Origin of the sequence: Romboutsia sp., from assembly GCF_051659545.1 — a bacterium.
Classification (GTDB): Bacteria; Bacillota; Clostridia; order Peptostreptococcales; family Peptostreptococcaceae; genus JBOFOR01.
In genome coordinates this window covers 1-2938 of record NZ_JBOFOR010000035.1, presented here as the reverse complement: position 1 = coordinate 2938, position 2938 = coordinate 1, and the positions used below count along the sequence as shown (strand labels likewise).

Below are 2938 nucleotides of genomic sequence, written 5' to 3'. Positions count from 1 at the left end.
GTTAAATCTAATAACGCTAAATGATTATCAGTACCACCACTTAATAATCTAAATCCTCTATTCATTAGTTCTTCAGCTAAAGCCTTACTGTTTTTAACAACTTTAGTTTGATATTCTTTAAACTCATCACTTAAAGCTTCTTTAAAACAAACAGCCTTTGATGCTATTATGTGCTCTAATGGACCACCTTGTATTCCAGGGAATATAGCTTTATCAATTACTTTTGCGTATTCTTTTTTGCAAAGGATTACTCCTCCTCTTGGTCCTCTTAGCGTTTTGTGAGTTGTACTAGTTACAAAGTCTGCAACTTCACATGGATTTTGATGAAGCCCAGTTGCAACTAGTCCTGCTATATGGGCCATATCTACCATAAGCATAGCTCCTACTTCATCAGCTATCTCTCTAAATTTTCTAAAATCTATTTCTCTAGGATAAGCACTAGCACCTGCTACTATTAATTTAGGCTTCACTTCATGAGCTAGATTTCTTACTGCTTCATAGTCTATTAGTCCTTCATCCTCTGTTATTCCATATTCATGGAAATTATAATATTGTCCTGATATATTAACCGGAGATCCATGTGTTAAGTGCCCTCCTTGAGATAAGTTCATTCCTAAAACATGGTCTCCTGGTTTTAGTATTGCAAAATATACACCTATATTTGCATTTGCACCTGAGTGTGGCTGAACATTTGCGTGCTCCGCTTTAAATATTTCCTTTAATCTATCTATTGCTAATTGCTCTACTTCATCTACATGTGTACATCCACCGTAGTATCTACTTCCAGGATATCCTTCTGCATATTTATTAGTTAAATGACTTCCCATTGTTTCCATGACAGGAACTGATACTATATTCTCTGATGCTATTAATTCTATGTTTTTTTGTTGTCTTACTAACTCTTTTCTCATGCTTTCATAAACTTCTGGGTCTGCTTTTCTTAAATTTTCAAACATGCTATAACCTCCTAAATAAAGTTCCTATTAATACCTTTTAACACTTTAATAAGTGTTAAAAGGTATTATTAAGTTAATATATATCCAAATAAATACAGTTTAAACACCGATACACTCAGTTCTACTATCTTTAGTGTTTTTAACATGTTTTATTTAAATAGCTCCTTCAAATTGTAATTTATTTTTATTTTAAACTGCTAAAATAAGGCTTAAAGCTATGGTTTCAGCCATATCTACAATAAAATCTACGTCACTTTCCCCTTCACTAAAAAACTTGTAGCCTTCATTTATATCACTTACCATACCATAAATAGAATAATCTCCAACATTTGGTAGAATTTTACCAACACCTCTTCCAGGATGAACTGGTCCACATCTCACTTCTATTAAACCTACCATCTCCTGTTTAGTAGTAGTTGCATCAATTGCTATAATTTTTGATTGAGGATGAATATTTTTAATATACTCTAATTTTTCATTTAAGTTAACAGCATTCACCGTATCCCCTAATATTCCATATACTTGATTTTTAAAAGTGGAGTTTTGTAACATTCTACCTACTATAGGTCCTAAGGAGTCCTTTATACATCTATCTGTTCCTATACATATAATTATAGTCTCTTTGTCTATTATCTGACTTAGTAAGCTACTTAATGAAAAAATAGCACTTTCATCATTGTATCTAGTTTTAATTAAACTCATGAAATTTCCCCCTGAACCTAGCACTTTTAATCCTCATTATTTGTTTATAAAAATAAAAACCGCAATTATTATCACAGCACCTATCATTGCTATCTTTTGAAAGGTATATTGGGGCTTATACACTGGCTTTAATTCAAAAACATCCTCTTTTATTGTCTTTATATCACTTGAATACATTACCCTTTTTTCATATTTATCATAGTAAAATTTTTCTTTGTCTATTTTTTTCTTTTCTGCTTCTAATTTATCTTCAAATTCCTTTAATCTTATATCTTCATTTTTACAGAAATTATCCATATTTTAATCTCCTCTATATACCAATATAAAGTTCTTATAACTAAATGGTAGCTACTAAATTAAAATATGTAAATTAATTTTTCCACTGTCTTTTGTATTCTTTTTGGAAGAAAAATATGTGTCTTTATTCTATTTAATCTTCTAAAAATGGCTTATCATATCTATTTTCAAAAGAGTTGTGCTGCTTTAACATCATATTCCATCCAATATCATCTAACTTAAGCATATACACAGCCTTCATTGCACCTCTAAAAAGCAAAGAATAATCACTTAAGTTATAAGGATAAGATAATTTCTCTACTATTTCCTTATCAAATTCCTTACTCTCTTCAAACTTGCTACCTAATTCATTGATTAGTTTAAACAGTTTCTTAAATTTTTTAGGGAACATATAAACTGCAGCAGATTCACCTTTTGAAACAGTTCCTAAATAATTACAGTTTAGTATTTTGCATAACTGCTCAAAGTATCGCTCTATAAATTGTTCTTGAGCTGTTTCAGGAAAACCTGCCTGTATTATAAAGCCTAAATTCTTACCTCTAATATTTTGTTCTTCTAACATTTCTATAAAGCTCATTACTGGACCTGGCATTGCGTGTACATATAGAGGAATGAATAATAGAATCGTGTCATAATCTTTTAGCTCTGCTGCTAGTTTTGTATGATCTTCTCTAACAATATATCTTACTGGATATTTTTGTTTCATATTCTGATGGAATTGATTGATAAAGATTTCTGTATTACTTTCGTTTATGTTATTTTTAGGAGATCCGTTTAATATAATCATTTTCATTACATTACCTCCTCCTTTTTTATATATTCTGATATTGGCTTGACCATTATGCTTTTTGAATGGAATTGATAAAATACTCTATGTATATAATCTTCATATACTTTTCTTCCTTCTTGTGATTTAAATTCACCATCATAATAAAATTCGATATCTGGATATTTGTCATATCTAGTTAGATGCATAGACTCTC

The 2938-nt window shown here is 30.2% G+C and carries 4 protein-coding genes and 1 pseudogene; all 5 read right to left on the bottom strand.

The window, feature by feature from the left end:
- Positions 1–956 (bottom strand): serine hydroxymethyltransferase (glyA, locus tag ACRC03_RS01930; protein ID WP_438650865.1); only part of this gene is annotated, 956 nt, incomplete at its 3' end.
- Between the two features lie 189 nt (positions 957–1145).
- A complete protein-coding gene (gene yyaC, locus ACRC03_RS01925; RefSeq protein WP_438650864.1) occupies positions 1146–1658 on the bottom strand; it encodes a spore protease YyaC in 513 nt (170 codons plus the stop codon).
- 36 nt (positions 1659–1694) lie between these two features.
- Positions 1695–1955: a hypothetical protein gene (locus ACRC03_RS01920; protein WP_438650863.1), complete on the bottom strand. Its 261-nt coding sequence runs from the start codon at positions 1953–1955 to the stop codon at positions 1695–1697.
- A gap of 133 nt (positions 1956–2088) precedes the next feature.
- A complete protein-coding gene (locus ACRC03_RS01915; protein ID WP_438650862.1) occupies positions 2089–2748 on the bottom strand; it encodes an NAD(P)H-dependent oxidoreductase in 660 nt (219 codons plus the stop codon).
- Positions 2748–2938, bottom strand: a pseudogene (locus ACRC03_RS01910) (hypothetical protein); the annotation flags it as partial. The pseudogene ACRC03_RS01910 and the gene ACRC03_RS01915, both read right to left, overlap by 1 nt.

What these genes read in the sequence shown, in the direction of transcription:
- yyaC (WP_438650864.1), bottom strand. Translation starts at nt 1,658, where the DNA reads ATGAGTTTAATTAAAACTAGATACAATGATGAAAGTGCTATTTTTTCA.
- ACRC03_RS01915 (WP_438650862.1), bottom strand. Translation starts at nt 2,748, where the DNA reads ATGAAAATGATTATATTAAACGGATCTCCTAAAAATAACATAAACGAA.
- ACRC03_RS01920 (WP_438650863.1), bottom strand. Translation starts at nt 1,955, where the DNA reads ATGGATAATTTCTGTAAAAATGAAGATATAAGATTAAAGGAATTTGAA.